This is a genomic window from Phyllobacterium zundukense (genome assembly GCF_025452195.1).
GTDB classification, from domain to species: domain Bacteria; phylum Pseudomonadota; class Alphaproteobacteria; order Rhizobiales; family Rhizobiaceae; genus Phyllobacterium; species Phyllobacterium zundukense_A.
Map to the genome: position 1 here is coordinate 246,287 of NZ_CP104970.1, position 24,948 is coordinate 271,234.

Annotated in this window: 19 protein-coding genes and 4 pseudogenes; 14 read left to right on the top strand and 9 right to left on the bottom strand. The window is 55.8% G+C overall.

Annotated features, from left to right (window positions below; translation table 11 throughout):
- Positions 1-31: 31 nt before the first annotated feature.
- Positions 32-178 (top strand): annotated as a pseudogene (locus tag N8E88_RS31655) (hypothetical protein); the annotation flags it as partial.
- A gap of 36 nt (positions 179-214) precedes the next feature.
- A pseudogene (gene repC / locus N8E88_RS31660) lies at positions 215-362 on the top strand (replication initiation protein RepC); the annotation flags it as partial.
- 20 nt (positions 363-382) lie between these two features.
- Here the strand turns inward: repC and N8E88_RS31665 are convergent.
- The 4 genes from N8E88_RS31665 to N8E88_RS03005 all read right to left on the bottom strand — a co-directional run bounded on the left by N8E88_RS31665 (position 383) and on the right by N8E88_RS03005 (position 2,366).
- The gene (locus N8E88_RS31665; protein ID WP_410010523.1) at positions 383-523 is read right to left on the bottom strand and encodes a hypothetical protein; all 141 of its coding nucleotides are present in this window, start codon (positions 521-523) and stop codon (positions 383-385) included.
- A gap of 93 nt (positions 524-616) precedes the next feature.
- Positions 617-943: a hypothetical protein gene (locus N8E88_RS02995; protein ID WP_262291037.1), complete on the bottom strand. Its 327-nt coding sequence runs from the start codon at positions 941-943 to the stop codon at positions 617-619.
- 150 nt (positions 944-1,093) lie between these two features.
- Positions 1,094-1,504 (bottom strand): hypothetical protein, encoded by a 411-nt coding sequence (locus N8E88_RS03000; RefSeq protein ID WP_262291096.1) that lies wholly within the window; start codon positions 1,502-1,504, stop codon positions 1,094-1,096.
- Complete coding sequence (locus N8E88_RS03005; protein WP_262291038.1) at positions 1,458-2,366, bottom strand: recombinase family protein; 909 nt, start codon at positions 2,364-2,366, stop codon at positions 1,458-1,460. The genes N8E88_RS03000 and N8E88_RS03005 overlap by 47 nt, the downstream gene beginning before the upstream one ends.
- Before the next feature lie 741 nt (positions 2,367-3,107).
- Here N8E88_RS03005 and N8E88_RS03010 point away from each other — a divergent pair.
- The 4 genes from N8E88_RS03010 to N8E88_RS03025 all read left to right on the top strand — a co-directional run bounded on the left by N8E88_RS03010 (position 3,108) and on the right by N8E88_RS03025 (position 7,052).
- Entirely contained in the window at positions 3,108-3,743 is a 636-nt protein-coding gene (locus N8E88_RS03010) for a bleomycin resistance protein (protein WP_262291069.1), read from the top strand.
- Between the two features lie 240 nt (positions 3,744-3,983).
- Positions 3,984-4,511: a P-loop nucleotide/nucleoside kinase family protein gene (locus N8E88_RS03015; protein ID WP_262291039.1), complete on the top strand. Its 528-nt coding sequence runs from the start codon at positions 3,984-3,986 to the stop codon at positions 4,509-4,511.
- A 209-nt stretch (positions 4,512-4,720) separates the two neighbouring features.
- Positions 4,721-5,713: a carbon-nitrogen hydrolase family protein gene (locus N8E88_RS03020; RefSeq protein ID WP_262291040.1), complete on the top strand. Its 993-nt coding sequence runs from the start codon at positions 4,721-4,723 to the stop codon at positions 5,711-5,713.
- Positions 5,714-6,032: 319 nt separating this feature from the next.
- Positions 6,033-7,052, top strand: coding sequence for a serine hydrolase domain-containing protein (locus N8E88_RS03025; protein WP_262291041.1), 1,020 nt, complete (start codon positions 6,033-6,035; stop codon positions 7,050-7,052).
- Positions 7,053-7,387: 335 nt separating this feature from the next.
- Here the strand turns inward: N8E88_RS03025 and N8E88_RS03030 are convergent, their stop codons facing one another.
- Positions 7,388-8,776 carry a transposase gene (locus N8E88_RS03030; protein WP_262291042.1) on the bottom strand — a complete coding sequence of 463 codons (1,389 nt, stop codon included), beginning with the start codon at positions 8,774-8,776 and terminating at the stop codon, positions 7,388-7,390.
- 158 nt (positions 8,777-8,934) lie between these two features.
- Here N8E88_RS03030 and blaOXA point away from each other — a divergent pair, with 158 nt between their 5' ends.
- Complete coding sequence (gene blaOXA, locus N8E88_RS03035; protein WP_262291043.1) at positions 8,935-9,732, top strand: class D beta-lactamase; 798 nt, start codon at positions 8,935-8,937, stop codon at positions 9,730-9,732.
- A 44-nt stretch (positions 9,733-9,776) separates the two neighbouring features.
- On the opposite strand, the gene N8E88_RS03040 is transcribed toward blaOXA, so the two are convergent.
- Positions 9,777-10,544, bottom strand: a complete 768-nt coding sequence (locus N8E88_RS03040) for an alpha/beta hydrolase family protein (RefSeq protein WP_315975198.1) — start codon at positions 10,542-10,544, stop codon at positions 9,777-9,779.
- Between the two features lie 495 nt (positions 10,545-11,039).
- On the opposite strand from N8E88_RS03040, the gene N8E88_RS03045 reads away from it, so the two are divergent.
- Together N8E88_RS03045 and N8E88_RS03050 are read left to right on the top strand one after the other, a co-directional pair.
- Positions 11,040-11,669, top strand: a complete 630-nt coding sequence (locus N8E88_RS03045) for a DarT ssDNA thymidine ADP-ribosyltransferase family protein (protein ID WP_262291044.1) — start codon at positions 11,040-11,042, stop codon at positions 11,667-11,669.
- Positions 11,670-11,678: 9 nt separating this feature from the next.
- Positions 11,679-12,383, top strand: coding sequence for a DarT1-associated NADAR antitoxin family protein (locus tag N8E88_RS03050; protein WP_262291045.1), 705 nt, complete (start codon positions 11,679-11,681; stop codon positions 12,381-12,383).
- Between the two features lie 61 nt (positions 12,384-12,444).
- Here the strand turns inward: N8E88_RS03050 and N8E88_RS03055 are convergent, their stop codons facing one another.
- From N8E88_RS03055 to N8E88_RS03065, 3 genes are all read right to left on the bottom strand, one after another.
- Entirely contained in the window at positions 12,445-14,559 is a 2,115-nt protein-coding gene (locus N8E88_RS03055; protein ID WP_262291046.1) for a S8 family peptidase, read from the bottom strand.
- A 409-nt stretch (positions 14,560-14,968) separates the two neighbouring features.
- Positions 14,969-16,189, bottom strand: coding sequence for an AAA family ATPase (locus tag N8E88_RS03060; RefSeq protein WP_262291047.1), 1,221 nt, complete (start codon positions 16,187-16,189; stop codon positions 14,969-14,971).
- A 1,747-nt stretch (positions 16,190-17,936) separates the two neighbouring features.
- Entirely contained in the window at positions 17,937-19,388 is a 1,452-nt protein-coding gene (locus tag N8E88_RS03065) for a phospholipase effector Tle1 domain-containing protein (protein WP_262291048.1), read from the bottom strand.
- 565 nt (positions 19,389-19,953) lie between these two features.
- Here N8E88_RS03065 and N8E88_RS03070 point away from each other — a divergent pair.
- From N8E88_RS03070 to N8E88_RS03090, 5 genes and pseudogenes are all read left to right on the top strand, one after another.
- A complete protein-coding gene (locus N8E88_RS03070) occupies positions 19,954-20,664 on the top strand; it encodes a toll/interleukin-1 receptor domain-containing protein (RefSeq protein WP_262291049.1) in 711 nt (236 codons plus the stop codon).
- Between the two features lie 396 nt (positions 20,665-21,060).
- Positions 21,061-21,312: pseudogene (locus tag N8E88_RS03075) on the top strand (IS110 family transposase); the annotation flags it as partial.
- Between the two features lie 166 nt (positions 21,313-21,478).
- Positions 21,479-22,711, top strand: coding sequence for a site-specific integrase (locus N8E88_RS03080; RefSeq protein ID WP_262291050.1), 1,233 nt, complete (start codon positions 21,479-21,481; stop codon positions 22,709-22,711).
- Entirely contained in the window at positions 22,711-24,075 is a 1,365-nt protein-coding gene (locus tag N8E88_RS03085; RefSeq protein WP_262291071.1) for a tyrosine-type recombinase/integrase, read from the top strand. The genes N8E88_RS03080 and N8E88_RS03085 overlap by 1 nt, the downstream gene beginning before the upstream one ends.
- Positions 24,072-24,883 (top strand): annotated as a pseudogene (locus N8E88_RS03090) (tyrosine-type recombinase/integrase). Before N8E88_RS03085 ends, N8E88_RS03090 begins: the two are co-directional and overlap by 4 nt.
- Positions 24,884-24,948 lie beyond the last annotated feature (65 nt).

Below are 24,948 nucleotides of genomic sequence, written 5' to 3' on the forward strand. Positions count from 1 at the left end.
AGGTGTTTTACCGACGAAGCTGCCCATGTCGATGATCCTCGCGGTGTGTGCTCATGCATCGCCTCAAGCTGGCTGGCAATATCAGGGAACGTTAGGTCCGGGTTCGCGTTGGCAATCCCGGCACAGCAAACGCTATTCACGCAAGGGCAGGGGAGGGGCGATCACCGACGCTTTCGGCTTCTCCCTGGCGCCGCTGCTGGCACGCGCAGAGGAGCTGCAGCGAACCCAGAACATCAATTCCACCGGCGGTTACCTGCGGGCTTTGACCGAAAAGGCAAGGGCAGGGGTTTTCCGTCGGGCCGATACTGATGGCGGCGTTGAAGGCAAACGGCGTGCATCCGCAGTTGGTGACCGGGACGTGATGGTGGGCCCAGTGGGCTGGTTATCCGCCGGTTCCTGGCTGTTGCAGCGGAGTGGTGGGCGTCAGGCTGGGTGGCGCATCTTCAGTCGAACAAAAAGCGAGTGCAGCCAGCAGCGCAAATCCCATGACCAGCGCAAGGAAAAAGAGGTAATGTTGTCTCATCTGTTCCCATCGTTTGGGCACAATTGGACGCGCATCGTTCCACCCTTCACTCGGTAACGGTACATCTTCTGTGGAGCAAAGAGCGCCAGTATGTCAAACCGCCCGGATTTGGTTTGGTTGCTTTCTAAGCGGTATCCGGCTTCGACCCCCGCCGGCGCAGCCCGGTGTTTCGAGATAGCGCTCGTATATCTTTCGTACCTGGATTGCGGCCCGTTGCTTCGATGCCCGGTCACCGCTCATTATGCCTTGGCGGAATTGCGAATGGCCAAGCAGAAAAATCCAGCGCCAGCGTCCTTTGAGCGGACCGCCATCGATGCGATAGATCCGGCCGACATCAATCCCATTCGGTGCAATCGCTGTGAACTCGTGCGACCACTCTTGTGCTCCAATGCTGGTTTTTTGCCAAACGATGTTGTCCATGGCTCTCAAACTCTGTTCCCGCCCCAATTGTTTCATCCGGAACGAGGATACCCAGAAAACGTGTCATCACGATATGATGACGAAAATCTCTGGAGATCGTAGCGGCTCAAACATGCATGGCCGCGAGCTATGCCCATTGCTGCGTTGAGCTCATGCCTCATTTCGATCATCAGGCGCTATGTCGATGGGATTCAGGCCACGCATCACTCTTAGCCTGTTCGCCGTTGCAACCGAGAGATTGGTCCAAGTGTCTTCGATGATTTCGGCCGCGTCAATGAAACTCTCATCCAGGTCGTGCTCGTTCATCAGCTCGACAATCCGATCGAAGTCTTGGGCTCCTAATTCCACCATTCTGTAGAGCCGGGATGCCTGTTCAACAGTCAGATCGGATGCGTCCAGCGTTTTGGCTACGTCCTTCGCTACATCTATCACCAAATCCGCATGTTCCTGTAGCGTGGCGACCCAATCAACAGCCATGGATTTCTCATCTAATAGAATGAGCAGGTGAATAACGTCAATTCTTAGCCTGCGCAACAAGGCCGAGCTTTCTGGCTCGGTCAAGCAGGTGTTTTACCGACGAAGCCGCCCATGTCGATGATCCGCGCGGTGTGCGCTCATGCATCGCCTCAAGTTGACTTGCAATATCACGGAACGTTAGATCCGGGTTGGCGTTGGCAATCCCGGTGATCAGCGACATCAATCGGTCTTGCGGTGTGCGGCGAGGCGAGGGGACAATCAATCCTGGATCAGCCAGCCCCTCACGCACCAGCCGTTTGACCGAACGACGTAGGCGATCAACCGACCATTTCTGTCTTGTCACCCGGTTGAGGCTCCGCGCCACGTCTTCCCAGGGATGGTCCGGCCGCATGCGCTGCACGATTGGCAACCATGCTGACATGGTTGCGGTCAGATCCGCGAGATGGCTGCGTTCTCGTGCCCGCGACGCCTTGGCAAGCGCATCCGGCCGCAGTTCACGGAAGCCGGGATTGCCAGGCAGTTTACCGCGGGCTTTCGCCGCCTTGATCCCAGCCTTCGTGCGTTCGGAAATCAGTGAACGCTCCAATTGCGCGACAGCGCCCAGAACCTGCAAAGAAAACATGCCCTGCGGCGTCGAGGTGTCGATCGGATCCTGGAGCGAGCGGAAATGTGCGCCCTTGTCCTCCAGTTGTTCGATGACGAGAAGCAGGTGGCTGACCGACCTCGCCAGACGATCGAGCCGCACGACCACCAGGATGTCGCCGGGTTTGATCTCGTGCAAGAGCCTTGCGAGGATTGGACGGGCGCGGGATACACCAGAGCCGTGTTCCTCAAATATCTCATGACAGCCTGCGGCCCTCAGTTCGATCAGCTGCGCGTCATTCAGCTGGTCTTCCGTGGAGACGCGGGCGTACCCGACAAGGCGCGGCTTTTGGGGGGCTTTCATGTGTCGATTCTAGCAACGAAAGTGAGGTTTGTACAATATCGGAAGTTATGGATAAACGATCGTTTGAAAATGCCGATAACAGGAAAATGCGTGGCGCTATAGCCGTCCAAGCCCCCGAAATACAAGGGAAACTGGTGTTTGGACGATCGCAGGCACGCATAGCCACTCCGTTGCGAGCCTGCAGAGGGAGCCATCCATGGCAGGCTGGGAATTTTTCATTTTATAGTCAGACGAGGTGAAGTGAGTCGGGGTTTAGATACGGTATAGAAATAAATATTAAATAAAAACAATGCATAGCCGTCCGCGAAATGCTTGACTGTGAAATTTCAAAACGGCCTAATTTCAAATTTTGCCTGGAAGCGGACCGGGCGACGGACGCGATTTCGAATGGGCCAGATTCAATCGTCGAAAAACTGGATAATCGCCTCAAGGCATACTGTCATCGATCAGTCATGTCTCGGTTCCTTGCGTTCGATGAAGGCCACTCAAATGCGATTCTCATCGCACCATCTATATGAGACACGGCTCACGGTGCATTCCAGGGTGGGCGTTAGTTGTGCGACCGTCCGTTGAACGAACCCCTTGCGGCCGGTATGCGACCTAGGGCGATATTCCAAACCGCCTCATTTATTGACGCAAGTGTTTTGTTGGCATAGCGTGCGTTGTGCTGCTGTAGGGCGCGTCGGTTCGTGAGCCGGAGGGGCATTGCCCGCCTACATCAATGTCAACGTAGTGCGCGCCATGCCGAATATCGAAAACCTCAGAAAGCAAGCCAAGCAATTCCTGCGCTGGCACCGTGAACGGTACTACCCCGTCGCAGCGCAGATCAGCTCGGTTCTGTCACGCTTCCGAGACTTGCCCGACAGAGAGGTGCTTGAGGCGAACTTTAAGCTCAGCGATGCGCAGGAGCTCGTCGCCAGAAAACACGGTTTCGAGAACTGGACGGCGTTAATCAAAGGAGTCGAAACCATGACATCATCATCGATCGCTCGAATGTCAGCCATAAAGACTGCAGAACCGCAGCTCTTTGTTTCCGACATGGAGGTGGCTTATGGGTTTTATGTCCAGAAGCTCGGCTTCAAAATTGCATTCTCTTACGGTGAGCCGACGTTCTACACTCAGGTGTTTCGCGATGGCGGTCGATTGAACCTGCGAAAGGTGGCTGGCCCAGTGTTCGACAGCAGTTTTCGGGCCAGGGAACATAACGCTCTATCTGCCACGCTTACGATTGACGATGCCAAGCCGCTGTTCCTAGAGTTTGAGAAAGCGGGCGTGCCGTTCCATCGAGCTTTGAGAACTGAGCCATGGGGAGCACGAACCTTCATCGTGCAAGACCCAGATGGGAATCTGATTGCGTTCGCGGGGGCTACGAACTAGGCGGCCACCACCCTTCTGCGATCTTGGAGATGAATGATCCCGTTGCGGATATGGGAAACACCCAGGTGGGGACGTTCGAATGTTGTTCCAAAACTCAGTTGCAGATTGTCGCTAGCAATCGATGTGTTGTCGTCGCAGTGTAATATGGTTTCGTAGACGGCCACTCATATTATGACATTCTAAGATCACGAATCCTCCTTCGGCTGGAACGGTTCATAAATAAATGGAAGGTCAGTATTTATGCTCATTATTTTTAGCGGCTTGCCGGGCACGGGGAAAACGACAATCGCTCGTGCCTTGGCGAAACGGCTAGCGGCTGTCCATGTACGCGTTGATACCGTCGAGCAAAATATACGGGCTTCGGCTATGTTAAAATCGGGCGTTGGTCCAGCAGGATACATGGTCGGGTATGGGATCGCTGAAGACAATCTGACTCTCGGCAACACAGTCATTGCGGATTCAGTAAATTGCTTAAAAGTGACCCGAGACGCTTGGCTATCGGTTGCACGGCGATCCGCGGTGCCAGCAGTTGAAATAGAGATTATCTGTTCCGACAAAAATGAGCATCGCCGACGGGTGGAAACGCGGGCAACCGATGTTCAGGGGCTGAGAAAGCCAACTTGGGAAGAAATTACCGCACGACATTATGACGAGTGGGGACAAAGTCCCATAGTTATCGACACTGCGGAGCAGGACGTGGATCAATCCGTTTCCAAGTTGATTTCAAAACTTGGGCTTCGCCAAAATCAGCGATCGCAAGACTTTTGACAGGCCTGCGGGTCATTCGCGACAGATTGACGAATCGGCATTGGTCCGACATTCTGAATATGGCGTGGCCAGCGCCTAACCTCTCAAGACCTTCCCCAGCATGGTCTTAATCGGAGGCAAAGGGACTTCCGTCTCGGGTCGCTGTCTTGGTCCTATCGTTTCGGGCGAGTTGCTGGGGAACTTGCGTCCGGGACGTGAAAGGCTTGACAATGACGCAAAACGGAAATCTCAAACGCCGCGTTCGTGCTCGCGCAGCAAAAACAGGCGAGTCTTACACCGCAGCTCTCAGACATATTCGGCGGGCATCGCTGGATCATCCCGACACCAAATCGGTGCGGGTGGCTGTCGCGCAAACGTCGCTCTTCAACGATCCTCGCGATATTTCTGGGCTCCGTGCCAGCGGAATGGAAATGCGTAGCTTGATGCGTGATGCCCATAAGGCCGACGCGAGGCTTATACATTTTCCGGAGGGAGCAATGTGCTCTCCCAACAAGCGGGTTATGTCCGAGAACGGACCCAGAGAAATCGGCCCTTCTGATTGGACCAGGTTCGAATGGGCGGTTCTGCGTGAGGAACTGAGCGCTACTAGCAAGCTCGCGAAGGAGCTTAAGCTATGGGCGGTGTTCGGCTCGGTCCATCAACTTACCCCGCCACATCGCCCGCACAATAGCCTGTATGTCGTCTCTGATCGTGGGGAATTGGTGACACGCTACGATGAGCGGATGCTATCGAACACAAAAATCTCCTTCATGTATTCGCCGGGAAAAACTCCAGTGACATTTGACGTTGATGGTGTCCGTTTCGGCTGCGCACTTGGCATGGAGGCGCACTATCCAGAAATATTCACCGAGTATGAACAGCTTGAGGCGGACTGCATCCTGTTCTCGACCACAGGCGAGACGCCTTCCGTCGCGCCAGCTTTCGCAGCAGAGGTGTTGGGACACGCTGCAAGCAATACATACTGGGTCAGCTATTCCGCCCACGCGCCACAAAGCCTGACAGTGCCTTCCGGAATTGCCGCACCGGACGGTCGATGGACAGCGCAGTGCCCGAGGGATGGTACGCCCTCAATCGCTGTCGCGAACATCAAGACTGATCCAGGAAACCCTGCGCGGCCTTGGAGACGAACCGCCCGATCCGACGTTTACGAACCTCACCGGGTGGATAGTGACCCGAGGAGCGACGGTCGCAATATATTCTGAGCGTCGGCTAATGGACTGTGGGGCAATTCTGCCTCACAGCAACCTCAGCTAGTGATCAAGGCTACATCAAGGACCAGCGACCTGATGCTTGACTGTCCGTTGAACGATCCCCAAACGTACGACTGAGCAACCGGAAGCGGCAACAAAGCTTTCGAAATCTTGTGCGTTCGTTCGTGTGCTTTCAAATGAACGCATCTGCGTTCTAGAGTGCGCCGGATGCCACCGTACTTAGTGGTGCGCGGGCAAGATTTGCAAAGTAAGCCTGAAAAGTGCCGTTGTGCGTTGCCTTTGTGACGCTGTTTGGAAAAGGAGTCTGCGCGTGTTTGCTGTGAGGATAATTCCAGGAGCACTGCTCCTTTTTGTCGTCGTGCTTCTAATTGCAGGACAAGTGAACGCACAATCGTGGCAAGAGGCCAATCCGTCCGACGCCGGGTGGTCCGTCGAAAAACTTGAAACCGCCAAGCGCTATTCGATAAGCCTTAAGCCAACAGCTATCATGATTGTGCAGGACGGCAAAGTCATTGCAAGCTGGGGCGAGGTATCTCACAAGGTGAACGTTGCGTCCGTTCGCAAAAGCCTTCTGAGTGCTCTCTACGGAATCGCCGTCTCCGAGCGACGTATAGACCTTTCCAGCAGCCTCGCCGACCTCGATATAGACGACAAGGAGCCCAGCCTGACAGCAACCGAGAAGACGGCGACTGTACGCGATCTTCTGATGGCGCGCTCTGGCATCTACCATCCTGCCGCCTATGAGACTGGCGACATCAAGCGCAAGCGACCTGCGCGTGGCAGCCATGCGCCCGGGTCGCACTGGTTCTATAACAATTGGGATTTCAACGCGCTGGGAACCATCTACCGGCAGCAGACAGGGGAGGACATCTTTCAAAGTTTCGAGAAGAGGATCGCCCGGCCACTCGACATGGATGATTTCTCGGCCAGAGACGGCCGTTACATAACCGAGAAATTCTCCCGGCATCCAGCCTATCCCTTCAGTCTCAGCGCTCGCGATGCGGCCCGTTTCGGCCAGCTTTTCCTGAACGGCGGACGGTGGGGTAACAGCCAAATCCTGCCTGCGTCATGGGTCGAGGAGTCGACGACTGCCTATTCTTGGACCAAGCGGGGACGACAGGGTTACGGTTATATGTGGTGGTCCCTTCCGTCTGACGTCTGGGGTCCGAATGCCGCCTATGCTGCCGGTTACGGCGGTCAGATCATTGCGTACCTCCCGTCAAAACGGATGGTCGTGGTTCAAACCGTAGATCTGAAACAGAATCCGAAGGGGATCAGAACGAGCGCTTTTTTCGATCTCTTGAAGCACATTGTATCGGCGGCACCATAGATTACCCGTTTTAGGTCCTTCTTTAACATCGCTGGCAAGTCAGCTCGTCTCAATTGAACAGTTGTCTGTTTGGAGTGCTGATCCCCTCTACAAATCATGGCTTTCCGGGGCGGACGCCCGATCTGTTGCAGGTTTAGGATTTTACTGATCATGGAACTTCAACCTCATAGATACCTCGCGCTGCGATGACACGTGCGGTTGACGTAACAGGCTTTAGGGGTTTTGCGACGATATCGTTGAAAAACTCGGCCGATTAACTGTAGATCGGGCTTTTTCAGCACCTTTGCGGTGAGGATGATCGGTTATCTGCCCCGCACTTATGCGCCTGGCCGCTTTTATGCGGTGATGACGGCGTGTGGTGACCTTGGTGGTCTGAGTTTCGCCAGTCGCCTTAGGTTCTGGGCGGTTGCGGCAAGCAGGAATTCGTCTCGCGCACCACATGGACCTCGCAGCCTCAAACGCGCCATCCGGAGAATACGTTTGAGGTGAGCGAAGAGCATCTCGACCTTCTTGCGGCGATGCCGGGAATGCTCGTAATCGGGTGTAGCGGCGATAGCTCTGGCGACATCGCGAGCATCTTCGTTGAGATCACGCGGCACCTTGCGAGCAGGCGCATTTGGGCAGCAACGTTGCTTGAGGTCACAGGCATCGCAATCCCTCTTTTGTGCGCGGTAGAGCCGCGTTCCTTCACTCGTGATCCCCGATCTGGGCGTTGCATAGGTTCGGTGGAACTGCTTCAGCTCCTTGCCTGCCACGCAGATGTACCGATCATTCTCGCCATCCCAGGTGAAGTCCGAACGCGAGAAGGTCCCGTCCGTTCGGTTGGATTTGTCGAACACCGGAATGTGCGGCGCGATGTCCTTTTCCTTGACCAGCCAAGCCAGATTATCGGCAGAACCATAAGCGCTATCGGCGGCCAGATAGCCTGGCTTCAAGCCGAAGCGGTTCTCGGTTCGATCGATCATCGTGCGTGATGCTCCGACCTCGGCCTGCCGGATGGCACGCGTTGCCTCCACATCAAGAATGACGCCGTGATCGGTATCGATCAGATAGTTAGTGGCGTAGGCAAAGAAGGCATGACCTTTATGGGCACCGGTCCACTGTGCTGCCGGATCAGACGGGGAAATGAACTTCGGCGTCACGGGCGAGGCCGCACCAAAAGCGGCGTCATCAAGGACCGCAATATATTCCTGAACCGAGCGACTTGCATTATCCTTCGCCTCTTGGACACTCCATTCCGAGCCGGGCACCGAACGCTGTTTGTTGGCATCGGCAGCAATCAAGCTGGCATCGACGGCAAAGCCCTCAGCACCAACGAGCCCCTGTGCCAGGCAGCGTTCGACCACCGTCTCGAACAGATGCCGAAGGATATCGCTTTGCCGGAAACGCCCGTGGCGGTTCTTCGAGAAGCTGGAATGGTCCGGTACCTTGCCGTCCAGTCCCAGCCGGCAGAACAAACGGTAGGCGAGATTGAGATGAACCTCCTCGCACAGCCGGCGCTCCGACCGGATACCCATGCTGTAGCCGATGATCAGCATCCGCATCATCAATTCTGGATCAATCGAGGGCCGACCCGTGTTGCTGTAGTAGGGATTCAACTGCGTGCGGACGCTATCGAGGTCCAGGTGGTTGTCGATCCGGCGCAGAAGATGATCGGCCGGCACGTGCTCATCGAGGCTGAAATCGTAGAAGAGCTGCGCCGGAGCCGCCTGAAATCCCATCATCGCCTGATCCCCTGCCAAATCACTCAGAGGATTGAATCATGCGTCCCAAGCGCCTGCAACAACGAGTTTTTCAACAGCATCCGACAAAAGCGAACTCGTGAATGATTTACTAACGAGAAGTCTCTACCACCAAGGAAACAGTTCAATTTAGAGACGTAATGAGCATCCACGTGATCAACAAGGCATTCGGCTTCCCCGCACTGATCCTCTCAATCCTGGTCAGCATTTCCAGTGCTGCTTACGCGGAGGAATGCACGTTTGTCGTCGATGCACAAACTGGAGCAACCGTGGAGGAAAAGGGGGCATGTGACGATCGATATACGGCTGCCTCGACGTTCAAGGTCGCACTCGCCCTAATGGGTTATGACGCAGGAGTTTTGACAGACGCTCACACTCCGCTATGGAATTGGCAGGAAGGAATACGAGCGCCGACACGGGACAAGAAGCCGGTCGATCCGATCATCTGGCAAGCCGACTCTGTGCTCTGGTATTCTCGCGAACTTGCCCGTCACGTAGGTGCTCAACGCTTCTCGTCCTATGTCGGAAAATTTAACTACGGCAATATGGATGTCTCCGGCGAACCGGGCAAAAGCAACGGGCTATCTCATGCGTGGATCACGTCGTTGACGATCTCGCCCCGCGAACAGACGGACTTCATCCGCCGCATGTTGGCCCACGAACTGCCCGTCTCGCCCGCTGCGATTAACAAAACAATGGCGATTGTACCGACCTTCAACACGGAATCGGGTTGGCGGGTCCATGGGAAGACCGGGAGTGGCTGGACGCGCGACACACGTGGAAAAATCCAGCGCAGCAGACCGGAGGGATGGTTTGTCGGCTGGGCTGAGCGCCAAGGTCGCGTGATCGTCTTCGCGAGGCTCGGAATAGGCACCGTCGAAGGACGTCAAGGATTGATCGAGCAAGAAAATCTACTGTCCGCTCTCGAAAACCTTTAGATATGGACTTCGCGCAAATCCAAAAATCTGCGACGTAGCAGGTATTAGGATTTCTGCGATATAGCAATTCCGTCCATATACTGATCGAGATGGCTCTTCCATAGCGCTGGCTTGAACATCAATGCATGCCCCATGGGGGCAGCAACGAACTTCCCCTGTCCTCCGGCTGACAGAAACCTTTCGAAATTCCCTCTACAGTGTCCTATTCGATAGTATTGGTCATAACTTCCGTGCAGCCAAAGTGTCGATATTCCGCTAGGTGCGCCACGTTCGAAGATGCTTGGGTTGACGACTTCATGGCTGAGGCAACCTCTACCAAGCCAGCCGCCGTTGAAATTAATCGCGCCTCGGAACGTATTCGGCCGCATACCCGCATATGCTATCGACAAGATGCCGCCGCGCGAAACACCCCCGATGACAAGTTGCTCCTGATCTACATCTGTCCGCTCGCGCAGATGGCGCACTACAGCATCCATATCCTCAACGGCCCGTTCGAAGCCCGCAATCGCAATTTCGACATTGCAGGAATAGCCGGAGCCATCTGGAGCAAGCCCTTCTCCATAATTTCCGCCTGACTTCCCTCTCCCCCGGCGTTGTGGAAAGAGAGCCATCCAGCCCCGCTCAACGAAATAGTTTCCGACCACAGCCGGACATACCGTCCTTGAATAGAGGGACTTGTTTTGGCCTCGCCCGGTAGAGCCATGGTTGAAAATGATCGTCGGATATGGACCTTCATGTTGAGGCTTAGCTACAACGACTTCTAATCTGACCTCTGCCTCGCCGGCTGGCATGAAAAACTTCTGATACTTCATTGAGTCTCCCGCTCGATTGTCTGTCGTTCCTGTCGCACGTATAGCACACCTTGATGCGCGGCTACGTCGTATCGCCCCTCCCGACACTTCCAGAAGGCTACGGCGCACAGGCCGGAGTCACCCGCAGGGCCGCAGCGCAGCGGAGGACGGCAAAGTCGTTGACCCGGATGAGCACCGTGGCATGTGCTCTAAATGTCGATGAAAACGACCTTCATCGCAGAGTATTAAAGCGCCGGGCGAACTCTTCGACCGTAATGCCGAGGCGGGCGATCCGGCGCTTTCGGCCAGAAGTTCGATGTAATGGCGCTCAGCGACGGTGAGGCGAATGCCTGACAGCCGCTCGCTGCGTAGCTCGGCCGCTGACTTATATACTCATGATGCTGCTATGCAAGCGATTGCCAAAAGCCAGTGATATCGGGAAGGCGGTGAGCTGGCGGAAACAATACTCGCAATATATTGTGAGCGAGGCGATAAAAGTCGCCGCTGGGGGGTATCATGTCAAAGCAAGCAATTCAGGCACATGCGCAAATGATAAAAGTTCCTTATCTTTTGCATTTTACGAGAGCGTCTAATCTACCTGCAATCATGCAACACGGCCTTTATCCAATGAGCCGAGTTGCTGAGATCGAAATTACTCCTGAGATCAACGATGAGCTGCGACTTGATGGGCATCTCGACGGGGTTTCGTTGTCCATCGCCTTCCCGAACTACCGGATGTTCTGGAAGTGTCGCCAAGATAACGAGGGTGTCGAATGGGCTGTGCTTGCTGTTAATCCTTCTGTGCTCTGGCTGAAGGATTGTGCGTTCTGCCGCCATAACGCGGCAGATGCACGGATGAGCTGTCAGCCACTTGAGCAGTTGAAGACAACCGAGGCATTTGCAGGTTTGTTCGAGGAGATCGAGGGCTTGCAGACCCGAGTGGAACAGCGCCTGAAGCCATTTGATCCTACAGACGGACAGGCCGAAGTTTTGGTGTTTGACGTAATCGAGCCACACCTGATTGCTGGGGCGGTTTTCGAGAATGCTGCGACACGGGATGCATACCAAGACGTCCTTGGTAACCGGAAAATTCTAATCAATCGAGTGGGCAAAGGCTATTTTGCCGCGCGCTCGTACGTGCGTTAAGGTCAAGAGATGGCAGAAAGACCCGTTTTCATTCCGGCTATAGAAGGGCCTGCGTTAGTCAAGACGAAGTTCGCTGAGTTTCAGTGGTTCCCGGGCATGGCGGTATCTCAGAAGCAAAAGTCTATTGACTCGCTACATGCCGCTGCACGGGAGCAGTTTGGCATCAGCAGCGTTCTGGAGGTCTCGAGCAAATCTCGTCAAGAACTCGGCGTGGCACTTAGCGCATTTAATCTCACGTTCACTACCATCAAGCACAAACGCACCTACAGCGTGGAGTGTGCGTTTCAGGGTAGCAAGGTTTTCGAGCGTGGAGGCCCTTATGTCGACCTCCTCGACATGACCTCGCGCGAAGCTAAGAAGGATGAGCGCCTGCGGTCTTCGGGGCGCCTTATCGGGTTCCGCTTTTTCGGTATTGATTGGGAACTGGAGCCGCAGACGGCGTTCTATGACTGGCTCTACATCAACGCGTTGAAGAAGCAGTATAGTCTTACAGAGCAGCTTCGGGAGTACTCGGCATTCACCGACATCGAATTCAACCCTGAGCGCTCGATCAACTGCCAAGCGTATTCCGTTGCACTGTACGTATCGTTATCGACGCGCAGCCTGCTGGAAGAAGCAACTTCATCAAAGGATGCATTCCTGCGGACCGTAGGCAAAGCTGCTATCAGCAACGCACGTCGAGACGAAACGATGCAGAAAGGGTTTCAGATTTAATTTATGGGTGAAACTTGTGGTGGACTTACCATCAGTATTTCCACCTATAATTGTAGGGGCGCTATCGTCGACTTTGTGCCCGCAACCGCACCGCTGTTCTGATGTCCTGCATATCGACACGTCTCGCGACAAGTGCTTGACGGAAGCTCTGGAAGATTGGAGCCGCCCCTTCGTCGTCCTCAATGGTCAAGATTACGGAGAAAGGAATCCCTTCCGCCGGAAACGTAGCTTCCGCTCGCACGACACTCTCGACCTCCAGGCGCCATTCTGCGGAACTGCCAACACCGGCGCCGAAATCGGCCCCATAACGCTTTGTCGGCCACCATTTAAGGCCGTGATCAATCAACGCTCGTTCTGGAATTGTTAGCTTTCCTGTGCGTGGTAGGAATACCTGAGAAATCTCATCACGAAAGCTTGGCATCCCGTCTTTCCTATCGATAGGCTGGCGCTGACGTAAATGCGCGCTGAGGTTCACGCGCAAAAATTCTGTGCCAAACGCCTGATCTATGGGGGCATCGTAGACGAGCGTGATCCGGACACGGCCACGGCAAGAGCGCGTCGCGGCGTCAACTAACGGCGCTGGCCACTGAAAATCGAACCGAAGTATTGCAGGTTTCCGCTCTCCCGCTGTAAGGCGGCTTTCAAAAACCATAGTGATTGCATGTTCGCCCGTTTCCAGCATTTCAGCGGCAGACGACGGCTGGCCGAAACCGACAAATTGTCGAGCAACGTCGCGTAGACGGGGCGATGTCAGTGGTTGTGGTACTGAAGCGTTGTGGATCAAGAAGGCCCGTAGAGTGCGCGGTTCGAGACGTTCCCCTGTGGCAATATCGAGAGCTGCCATCGTTTTCGCGACGAGCGGAGCGGCGAAACTCGTGCCTCGTGTGTGGACCGCGTTGCCTACAGCATCGCACGACACAAGATGTGTCGCCTGCGCATTCGCCAAGTCGCCTGTTCCGCCGAAGTGAGCGAGATCGGGCTTCACACCGACCTTAAGCCCCGGTCCTCGCCGCGTATAAGTTGTTGGTGCGGTTTCAATGTGTGTCGAGCCGGGTGGATTAAGTGCCCCAACTGCAATAGTGCGGACGCTTTCGCATGGCATATAGATCGTGTCGACATTCGTGCGCGCTGCCAGTTTAGCAAGTACTTGCGTCGGCTTCGCAGCCCAAGGCGCTCGCCACTCATTACCGGCAAGGTTCCCGGCTGAATTGACAATCACAACACCGAGCCGATCCTGAATATCATCAAGGCGTGCCGCATAGATGCTGTAGGTATCGGGATCTACCGGTGCCACCACGTTGAGCGACATATTAAAAACGCGAACCCCGTGCTGATCGCGTGCCTCCTCGATGGCAGCTTCCAGCTCTTCTAGAAATGCTTCGAAACCACGTTGTCCGTACACGCTCAGAAAGGGGACGCGCGGCATCAAGGGAATGTCGACAATATCACATCCGTCCTCTTCACGGCCAAGCTGTGGATTATTTGCCACCCTCGCTCCAATTAAGACGCCAGCCACCATTGTGCCGTGTCCGGGATCACAGTCGGTTTCGTCGACAAAGTCGTGCCGGTTGAGAACCCACGTAGTAAGTGGTCCGGCTACTCCGGTGTCAATGACACCAACTTTTGGATAGCGACCGTTAGCAACCCGCTGCACCGAAGGAAATGGCATGGGTGTGTTCGCTGCTGCCTGTGTCTCTGTAGTCTCGATCAGAATCGGGAACCGGATTTGGCGAACCAGAGGGTGTTCGGCGAGACGCCGCAGCAACGTGTCGTGCCGTTGCACGTCGCGATCAAGTTGAACAGGTGCGACAATATCGCTTGTTCCTACTTGCACCACTCTCCGATCTTCGATGCGTGGCTGCTCACCCGACTTGGTCAGCATCACTTCTATGGCCGGAACGCCACCGGGACTTGGTAGCAGGGTTGCCAGCAACCCTGCTCCGCCTTCGTAAAAGATCGCCTGCAAGGTGGATACAGACCGATGGAAGCCAAGTGCATCGTGATCGCTGGCACTGATTAAAGGCTCAGTTTCGAAGAGTTCCACGATATAGCCACTGGCCGCACGTGGATCGGACATAGCAGCAACCGCTGCGTCAGCAGCAAAACCTCGTTTCAGATTCGATGGAGTTAACTCAATGGTTTCAATAGCTCCGACTTCGCAGCGCTCGCGGGACACGAAATGATACGGGCGGCCAGTTTCCCGCGATATTCGAGTCTGGCCATGGTCTTCTGCCGAAGCAATGCGCCGCCGCAAGCGGGAAAAATGTATGAGGGGCGCGCGGAAAAACAATTCGCCGGGTGCGCCGGCGCCGACACAAGGAAATTGGTCGGAGAGGAAAATGCCTCGATTTGGACGGTAGGACTTCGCAATCGCTTCTATCCTCATTTGAACCCGCAAATAGCCAAGTGGGCCAAACGGCCAACTCTTGATTTCTCTCTCGATCCGATCGAGCTGTGCCAGTAAGCTATCCCTATGTTGAACGAAGGCCGCATCCCTTCCCTCGAAGAAGTCCTTGTCGTTGCCTCCTCGTCTCGGGTCAGGTGCCCGAAGAAACGCTTCGTCATTGAGGACAATCTGAACCGGATTATTCGGCATGGACGGCAACCTCTTCGTTTGCGGTCCGGGTCGTGAACTCGCGTGAATATCGGGAGATTGTGCTCTGACTTACCTCTAGCATTTCGGCAAGGCTGGCCTGACGAATGCCAATGCCAGACTCTAAGAGCGCACCAACGAATGAAGACTCATCATGCACGAAAAGCCGTGCCGGTGACGATATTCCGTTTTCGAGGGACATGCGTGGAACCAATGTCCGTGCCGCACGAATTATACCCGCCGCGGACACCTCGACATTGCCGAGGACGAGGACGCGTTTCAGCGAGTCTGCAAAGTTTTTGAGATATGATCCCGATCGATGACCGACGATAAAAGCCAAAGTTTTTATGACATCTTCATCAATCGAAAGCGGTCGTAGGAAGTTTTCCAGCATAGCGACGCGCGTTCGCTGATCCGGCAGGTCAATACGAATATGGTTTTCGAACCTTCGCCACACGGCTGAATCGAGAAGTGAATCGTGGTTGGTAATGGCAATAGTCAGGCCCGTACCAGCTCGCGAGTCGAGGTTTTGAAGCAGCGTATTTACGACACGTTTGATTTCGCCAACCTCGTGAGGGTCGTCGCGCATTTTGGCTAAAGCATCGAACTCATCGAGTACGAGCACGCAACGGTATCGATTTGCAAAGGCGAAGAGGTTCGCGATGTTCCGTGCCGTCGTGCCTAAGAACGAACTGACCAGACCATCGATCCTGGCGTTCACGATCGGCAAGTGAAGCTGCTCTGCTAACCAGAAGGCCGTCAGTGTTTTGCCAGTGCCGGGTGGGCCATAAATCAAGCAGGAGCGCGAAGGCTCGACGCCCATCGCACGTAGTGTCTCGACACGCTTCCACTCGTCCAGCATCGCATCGAGTGCTAACTGGAGAGTCTCCGTAAAAATGGGGGCTGGCTTTCCCGCACCTGGCTCAAGGATCACCTCAGCCAGCGGAACGCTTGTCTCACGATCTGACGGTGGATGCACGTTGCTGGTTAATTCGTCCCCGGTAACGAGGGTCCGAGAAACCTCCACGACACTCGGCGCAAGCCCGTGTTCGCTTGTTGCGCCCACCAAGAGCCGATCTAGGGCAGCCACAGCCTTCTGATCACTAGCGCTGCGCAACCGGTCACGCAGCCGCTCCACTTGTTTGCGAAAGCGCGGATCGGAACCTTCAAGCCCGATGCGACATAGCGTTTGAATGACGGCAAAATGCTCCATGGGACCACCGAATCGAATATTTATTGTTGTTATTCATTATGAGGGTGATTTATGCACTAGCATTGATGAAATATGCAAGAGGAAAGTTCAATCTTTCACTCCGGCTTTTTCCGTCGTCCAATTTCTGACGAGCAGCGATGGGCAAGACAGATCGCAGCGCTTTCAGGTCTAAAGCACTTTTTCAGTAGGAAATGCCCGAATTTGAGCCTACGCGTTACTAGAAGGCGGCCACAAATGTCCCATGCCCCATTCGAAAGCTTTCGCCGAGGGGGAGGCCGTTGCTCCCTTTTGAAAGCCCATGCGGCGGCTCGCGCTTCACAGCCGTTCCAGAGTGATATGAATTATATGAATCTTCTTTCTGGTCGTATTTTTGCACACCCCTCTCAAAAAAGAGAGCTGTTTGTCGCGGCTGTCGGTGCGATGTCGCTTCCACCCGCGCAATCGTGCCCGGCAATAGGCGACCAGCCTTTCCAGCGGGGACGCAAGAATCCTGATCACCGAGACTGTGCCCCTCATTCGGCCGGAGTCGATACTAATCAGGCGTAGGGCTACCAAAAGACGGAGCGCTTGATTGACTGACGACCGGGATACACCAGCTAATTCCGCTATTGTGTTGATAGCTGCATCGCAGCGGTTGCGGTCGCGGGCGGACAACCGGCAGATCACGGCCAGCACTGCGCGGGGCCGCCCCACACTCCGGAAGGCGTGCGATGAATGCGGCCGGTATTTGGTGAACAAGAAAGTCCGCCAGCTCGCGCCGACGTCTTGCTGCTTCACGTTTTTCCAGTAGCGTCAACCGGATGCTTGGCAGCGGAGCCGGATACCTCGCCATGGTACGAACTCGGGCTGTATGCTGCTTGACTGCCCGACATTCCGCTCGCGACCGCAACTCGACGCGCCGCGACTGTGCGGCCGTATAAAAGGCTTCGAAGAAGGCATCCTCTTCAGGTGTTCCGGTATAATGCCCGGACAGCTTTGCAGTCTCTTTTTGGATATCCTCGAAGGTTCGGCAGCGGGATACGAGTTTTCGCGCGAGATCGCAGGGATCGATAAAAGCCCGGAATGCGATCTCAGCGTTGGCTTCATCTCTGAATGATTGAGGTGATATCGGCAAACTTTGTTGGATCGGAGACGTGCTCATGTAGCACCTCCGCCGTGGCTTTGCCTTGCCAGAAGGTTTGTATTTAGATAAGAAGCAAGTGTTGACTTACTATCTTTGCTGCCGTGTCGGGTGCCCGACCGCGCGGCAGTTTTGCTTTCGGGAATAGGTGGGTCGGAAATCGGTACGGCTATTGTCCATCGAAAAGCATGTACTGGCTTTGTACGGGAAGACCCAGCATGTTCCCGCCCTGTTCGCACTTTAAGTTGCGCGAACTGCAAGTCAGTTCCAAGTCGCATTTATTTATCGTTGATTTTATTGGGATTTTTGGCGCACCCGACAGGATTCGAACCTGTGACCTCTGCCTTCGGAGGGCAAGGGGCGTAAATTAATGTAGTGTTAAATCGGTTCGTGGCCGTGACCACGCCTCTGAGTTTGAGCCCCAGCCCCTTCAAGGCGAAGAGGAGTTAAAGTGGTCTCTAGAGTAATCATGAACAAGACAACTTGAATGACCGAGATGGGGCCGCTTGCTGCCGGTCCAGTTTTGGCGGAATCACAGGTCTAAGCTCGGGTACAGACCCAGTACCGGCGTACACCGATCTCTTCGGAGCGGTGCGGGCCCTCTTGATTGGCTACGCTCGCGAGCCTTTATTTCTTAACTGTAGAACTTCGCAACTCGGGAATGGTTGTGCAGATTGGGGGGCGGTAGGCTCTAACCTCACCCATCTGCGGAACGGCGTCTGCCTCAAAACGCGCGATAACCGAAGGATGTAGCGTCACCTCGTCCTCAATGTTCCTCACCTGCGTAGTCCAAGTTAGGCGGTCGCGAGTCAGCCAATGAAGCAGCGCAGGCTGGCCATTCAACACGCCCTCGAGTTCGTCATGCTGGAGTCCAAGCGGATCGGGCGAGGTGACGAGCAATTCCGGCCGTACTTGAATTTCTGGGATCGCCGCCTTCAACTCGTCTAGCATCCATTGCAGCGCAATGTCGGAAAGCCGCGACTCCTCCTCAGGATAGCTTCCGCCAATATCGGAGTGATTGCCAGCGAACCACACCTGCTTCATCCAATCGTGGTTGCCCCGCTGGTTGTTCCAATCGACATCTATGTTCCGGCCCCAAGACACACGGGGGAACTTCAGGCGTGCCTCGTCGATAGCGACCGCATGGCGCAGGAAGAGTACCTCTCGGTCGACATAGCGGTCGTAATTCTTACCCGACCACCACGCGACATGTCCGTGACGCGCGACTGCGAACCAGTCGAACGGATTCCAGAGGCGCACCCTCCGGTCTGGATCCTTGAAGAAATACTTCACCTGCCCACTCATAACTACGATCGTCCAGTAGGCGGCAGAGAGCGGAACCAGCGCAAACAACGCTGTAATCCACCATGGTGCCACCGTTGAAATCCACCAGGTCAGCAGAAGAAGCAGAAAGAACCCGCCGACCGCTAGGAGCGTTGCTTGTCGGCTACCAAGTGCCGCAACCGTGTCGAAGACTCCGATGAAGGTTGGCTGCACATTGCCTTGCGGCTCCCCGTCCGCGCCAACGTCCTCAGAGGCGTATTTTGCACGGAAACGCCTAGCCTTCTCCTCGCGCTCTTCTTCGTAGAGCGCTCGCTTAGACCCGGCTCCGTGATTATACACGTACCGGACAGCGTCCGAAGCGATGTTGCGCAGTTTCGGCCCATACCGCGACACCGGTGCCCCGTCAGCTCCTTTGGTCGGCACCCCGCAGAGGTTCAGGACATTCGCTAGCGAGCGGACGGTGTAGGCTCCTCGGCTGAAGCCGAAGAGGCAGATTTTGTCGCCCGGCTGATAGTTGGCCATGATCGCGGCGTAGCAGTCTATAACGTTTTGATCGATGCCCGTACCGACTGCGGCAGAGAGCGTATTCCTTAATCTACGGAAGCTGATTCCATCCGTCTCGCCAGCACCCAAACCAGGATCATAAAAGGCGACTTGCTGGCGCGGGCTGATTGGCGAGTCGGGGCCGGGCCGCATTGCGCGATACATTTTGTAGACATTCGACAGTCGCTGGTCGGGACGAAGTCCGCCGACCTGGCCGGTCCCATCGGAGAAGATCAAAAGCAACTTTGTCAATGCCGCGCCCTCCTGTCCAAGCCCTTTGAATCGCATTGTGTCTAGAATCAGCCAACACTACGTGCATACCACAAGTTAACCAATAACCCGGGTGTTCTCTTCAGTAGAGTTACACCTGCAAACTGCTATTTGCTCGAGGACGCCATTGGAAATTGCTCCCACCGCCGCCTTGGGAGCCGAAAGTTGTAGGTCGGTTTCCAGCTCAGGTCTTAGAGATAGCGGACATGATGTTGGGGCCGATAAGGTTGGACGCCTCACGCGCCAGTGTGACCTTCTTCCCCCACATGATACCGTCAGAGACCAAGGCGCTTTAGGCCATAGTCAACGAGATCAGGCGAAGTCCCGAACCTTCACGCAATATCACCAGAGCTCACCGGCTTTGTAACTGCTCCAATCATCTGAGAAGGGAGAAGTACCTTGACACGGAAGCTGCTCACTCCGAGCATGTTCTGGTGGCGGAGAATCGCACAGGAGGGCAGGGCGGCCCGGCGATCGGGATATTAGCATACTGGCTCTGAATGGGTTGGCTCAACGAGCTGCGGATTGGCAATGGAGAAGAAAAAACATGGCTAGATGCACTGCACCAGTAAGGGGCCATCGTTCATCGGCCGCCGCAGCCGACTGTCCTGCATGCGGGAGTCGCTATGGCCGCTATAGCAATTACGGCGGGTACGGCAGCGGCTATAGCAGCTCCGGATCATACTCGTCCCCTTCATACTCCTCATCAAGGAGCAGCGGCGGGTCGGGGCGCCGCACCTCAAAGGCGCGTTGGTCGGGAGCCGGTTCGGCTGTGTGGTACACGCCTGAACAAGTGCAGGCGCTCACGCCGGTTCGCGAGAACGTCGAGAACCTAGCGGCGTCACAGCCTGACCTTCGAGACGTCTTTCTGTGTCACGCATGGGATGACAGGCAAGGCTCGGCTAAGGAACTGCATGATCTCCTCGAAGCGCGGGGTGTTCGCGTGTGGTTCAGCGAGAAGGATCTTGGCCTCGGTGTTCCGATGATGCGAGCGATCGACAGAGGCTTGGTGAATTCGCGCGTCGGTATCGTTTTGGTGACCCCGGCTATGTTGCGACGCCTCCCGGCAGAAGGCATCGCAGACAAAGAGCTCTCGGCGCTGCTTCGGCGAGAGCGGCTCGTTCCGGTTGTTCACGGAACGACTTATGAAGCGCTTGAGCAGGTCAGCATCCTGCTAGCCTCAAGAGCCGGGCTGAATACTGCCGAAGAGTCGATGGCGGAAGTCGCCGCCAAAATCGCCGAACTGGTCGCTGCTTAGCAACGCCGGAGGTCAAATCGAGGGCGAAGCGATGTTTTTCGGCGGAGGGCAGGTTTTTTGCTGCGACTTGGCTCCTCCGGCACCTCGACAAATTCGAGAGTGTCTGCTTTCGCGGGCTCCATCTCGGAGCCTCAATGCCCGATTCGCGGGCGCGCAGCAGTCGTCGTTCGTTTGGCCGTTTTCATTCCTGTTTTTGCTAAATCAGTTATTCATTCGGAACAAGAGGGGATAACTGGCGGGTCTGCAGTGCACACTCTGTTCCGAGACGTACTAGTGAATAGGCGAGACGAAACAGGCTCTTAAGTGGGATTGTAGATGGGGTGGACGCCCCTCGGTGGCATCGACGTGCCATAGTGGGGGTGATTGCAACCGCCACGCGAAGAGGAGGCGTCCGAAATGGAAATTAACATAATAGGTCTGGACTTGGCGAAGAATGTTTTTCACACGCATGGGGCGGATGCATCTGGCGCGGTCCTTTTCAGCAAGCAGCTTCGCCGAAACAAGGTGCTCGAGTTCTTCGCCCGACAGTCACCCTGTACGATCGCCATGGAAGCCTGTGGTGGAGCGCATTACTGGGCGCGCGAAATCGGAAAACAAGGTCACACAGTTCGCCTGATCCCACCTAAATATGTAAAGCCATTCGTCAAATAATGGTCAGGTGAGCATTACTTTACTAATCATCAGGTGACCATAATGCGAAGGAACACGGGTCAACCGCATGGAACCCGCCCGGTGGCGCTGTTTTTCGCCGACTTTGCTGCACATTATTTTCCGGCGAACCTCTGCAGTCATTTGACGAGCAGAGGAGTTATTGATGTCGAAATCCGAACGAGAACTGATTGTTGAGCTCGAAGCCGTATTGAACGGCCGCCGATACAGCCCCGTAGTGATCAGAAATTACTGCAGCTACGCCCGCGAGTTTCTGGATTATCTCATGCACCGAGGGATTCCGGTCGGTGATGTGACCGAAATCGAAGTGGCGGAATATTTACGCCATGCGGCCGTACTCTTTCGGAAGCGTCGCGGACGACGGCCGAGTAAGCGATGGCACGAAGTCCCGCAGTCCGGGATCCACGCGCTGCTACGGCTTGGGCAGGGTCAGTGGCCGCCTGCACCCAAAGTAGCCTGCGCCGCAGATGCACTACGGTTTGTTATCTGCAACGAATACGAAACCTGGCTTCGCGAGGAGCGTGGCCTTGCCCAGGCCAGCATCGACGCGTTCTTGTGGGAAGCCCGCTGCTACCTTGCCTGGCAATTCGACCAGAGCGGGGTTGAGTGTCTCAAGGGAGTAACCGTCGGCGACATCGACAGCTATATGGACCTGCGTGGCGCGAAGTTGACGCGCAGTTCGCTGAAATGCACAGCGGAGCGGCTTCGTTCGTTGTTGTGCTATCTCCACAGGACTGCCCGCGTTGCGGCAGATCTGTCGCCACATATCATCTCGCCGCGGCTCTATGCTTATGAAGGGGTGCCGTCGATCCTGGAGCGCGACCAGATCACCGCGGTTCTGGCAAGCACGAGCATGGACATGACAGCCGCCGGTTTGCGGGACCATGCGATATTACAACTCCTCGCCACCTACGGGCTACGTGCGGGCGAAGTCCGTAACATGCGGATCGAAGACATAGACTGGCGGGCTGAAGTCGTTCGTGTCCGTCACAGCAAAACGCAAGCCTGCACGCTCCTTCCCTTGATGGATCCGGTTGGCGAAGCGATCCTTGCTTACCTGCGGACCGGACGGCCCGCAACCGATGCCAGAGAAATCTTCATCCGGACGCGTGCGCCTTATCGCAAGCTCAACAAGCTATACAGCTTGGTTCGGCGGAGGCTCCGGGATGCCGGCGTCAACCCCTTGGGCAGGTGCGGCCCTCACATCTTCCGTCACACTCGTGCGACCGAGTTGCTGCGCGCGGCTGTTCCGAAGAAGGTGATTGGCGATCTGTTGGGACACCGCTCGACCGGGTCGACAGACCCCTATCTCAAGTTTGCTACCGAGGATCTGAGGGCCATCGCTCTTGATGTGCCGGGAACGGAGGTGCTGGCATGATCTCCCGTTGGCCCGATCCCGATCGCATGCGCATTGGCAGCTATGTCGCGAAACTTGATCTGCGCAATCTCAAAAGCCGAACCTGCTATCAACAGGTCTTGCATAGTTTCCAGGACATTGTTGAACAGCACGGGAGGCTCGATCAACAAGCGCTGCAGGCTTGGCTGCGAGAATTAGCGTCTCGCTGGGCGACATCCACGCTCCTGCATCGCACCCGCATCATCGACCGGTTCCTCGACCACCTCCTGGCAGCCGGTGCGATCGATCACAACCCTGTCGAAGCTCTGCGTGAGGCATGTCATTTAAAGCAGAGCATGCCGATCTGGCGCGCGTTGATATCGTGTAATCCAGAACAGGCTCTTGCCAGACTGCGTCAGCCCAAACCGTTCGGCAGCGTGCTGGGCGAAGTTATGGCTGAGCACGTCGCCATGATGCGCCGCAGGGGATACAAATATACTTCGCAACCAGCGCGGCTCCTGCAGTTCGACAGATTCCTGCAACTGAACCCGCAGTTGGAAACCGAGCCGCTGAGCGTCATGATCGATCAATGGGCAGCGACGAAAGGCGCGCGCAACCATGCATACGAGCGCGAAAACCTTGAGCGCCTCTTCGCAAAAATCCAGCAAAGGCGCAATCCGTCAGTTCCTCGGCGTCGACCGGATCCGAGACCCCAAAAGGAGGTCCGCAAGCAGTGGCGAAAGCCTCATATTTACTCACCTGTCGACGTGCGGCGAATGCTCGACATTGCCCGTTCGTATCCCTCGCCGAGGGCAACACTTCGTCCGTTGAGCATCTACACCATGCTGTTGCTAGCCTACTGCGCGGGTCTGCGGCGGGGAGAGTTGGCCAGGCTCGATCTCGGTGACGTTAATCCCGGTCACGGCACCATCACGGTTCGGCAGACCAAGTTCTTCAAGACCCGAATTCTGCCGCTTCCTGACAGTGTAATGATCGAACTCCGGGCCTACATCGCTGCACGGCGTGAGGTCGGCGCGTCGCAGGATCCGCACTCCGCCCTGTTCTGGCACGTCCAGCGCAGATCCAGCTATACGCCCGAAATGATCACCTGGTTGCTCACAGACGTGGTACGTCGTGCCGGGTTGAAGCCACCGCAAGGGCAATTCGGGCCTCGCGTTCATGATCTTCGGCACTCGATGGTCGTGAACCGTATCCTTGAATGGTACCGTCTGGGGATCAACCCGCAGGATCGACTGCCGTTCCTCGCGACATTCCTCGGCCATCGGGATATCAACTCCACTCTGGTCTACATCACCGTCACGCAGGATCTGCTGCATCTCGCAAACGAACGGTTTAGGGCAGTGGGCGCGCCATGTCTCAATCTCGAACGGGAGGTGCGGTCATGAGCAGAGCCAATCCGTTCCCGGAACTGATGCGCGCGTTCTTTTACGAATGGCTTGTCGAGCAGCGAAATGCGTCCGCCAACACGGTCCGCTCCTACCGCGACACCTGGCGATTGTTCCTCCGGTTCGTCGCTGACCGCGCGAAAAAGAAAGTTGCCATAATCTCGTTGGCCGATCTAACCGCCGCGCAAGTCGCTGCGTTCCTGAGGCACGCTGAACACGACCGTGGCGGCACGGTCGGCACCCGTAACTGCCGGCTTGCCGCAATCCGCAGCTTCTTCAACTTCGTGGCCACCAAGGATCCCGCATCGATCGCGCAGTGCGTCGAAATCCTCAATATCCCGATCAAACGGGCGCCGGTATCTGAGCCTTGCTATCTGGATCCGCAGGAAGTGGCAGCGATCCTTGCCCAGCCAGACCGGTCAACCCTCGAAGGCATGCGCGACCATCAGACTAGCGGCTGTTCGTCAACCGCTACGGAGAGCCGCTCAGCGCCTCGGGCGTCCGGTTCAAGCTTGCCGCCTATGTGAACGCGGCGGCTGAAACCATGCCGTCGCTGCAAACGAAACACGTAACACCGCACAGCTTCCGCCACGCCACCGCCGTCCACCTTGTATCGGCGGGCGTAGACGTCACGGTCATCCGCAGTTGGCTTGGACACGTGAGCCTCGACACCACCAATCACTACGCGAAGGCCAATCTGGAAACAAAGCGAAAGGCGTTGGAACAGGTCGCCATGCCGGTGGCGACGGCGCATTCTTCATCATGGAAACGCGATACGAGCCTGCTCGCCTGGCTGGACACGCTCTGAAATAATGCGAAGGAATTTTGCGCGAAAAGGCCGACAACTGACCGACCCACGTGGGTTCCTTCGCA